This window comes from Sporosarcina sp. ACRSM (assembly GCF_022346545.1).
GTDB lineage: Bacteria > Bacillota > Bacilli > Bacillales_A > Planococcaceae > Sporosarcina.
The window spans coordinates 1-589 of sequence record NZ_JAKRNU010000031.1 but is presented as its reverse complement, the minus strand read 5'-3'; the positions used below and the strand labels follow the sequence as shown (position 1 = coordinate 589).

Here is a 589-nt window from a genome sequence, read left to right as displayed (position 1 = left end):
CGAAGTCGGTGGGGTAACCCTTACGGGAGCCAGCCGCCGAAGGTGGGACAGATGATTGGGGTGAAGTCGTAACAAGGTAGCCGTATCGGAAGGTGCGGCTGGATCACCTCCTTTCTAAGGAATATTTCGGAATGTAGACCCAAGGGGTCTGCAAGTTAACGTTTTGCGTTCAGTTTTGAAGGTTCATCCTTTTGATGAATGCTTCAAACTTGTTCTTTGAAAACTGGATAAAACGACATTGAAAGTAACAAATCAAGAATCAACCGAACAAATCCTTTTGTGATTTGTTTATGCAATACCTTTTTAAGACGATTTTATGTATATCGCTATATGTAAAAGAGTCACTGAAAGGGTTTCGAGACACGAGCAGTGCTAGGAAGCAAGTGAGTGAACACCGGAGCGTGCTTTGGCACGTGAGGATGTGAACGAACGCAGCTGACAACGCAATGCGATGTGTATCGGAAGCCGAAGGTTAAGTTAGAAAGGGCGCACGGCGGATGCCTTGGCACTAGGAGCCTATGAAGGACGGCACTAACACCGATATGCTCCGGGGAGCTGTAAGTAAGCTTTGATCCGGAGATTTCCGAAT

The 589-nt window shown here is 46.7% G+C and carries 2 rRNA genes; both read left to right on the top strand.

What is annotated here, in order from left to right:
* Window positions 1-114 (top strand): 16S ribosomal RNA (locus MHZ95_RS20785); the annotation flags it as partial.
* Window positions 115-470: 356 nt separating this feature from the next.
* Window positions 471-589: ribosomal RNA gene (locus MHZ95_RS20780) — 23S ribosomal RNA — on the top strand; the annotation flags it as partial.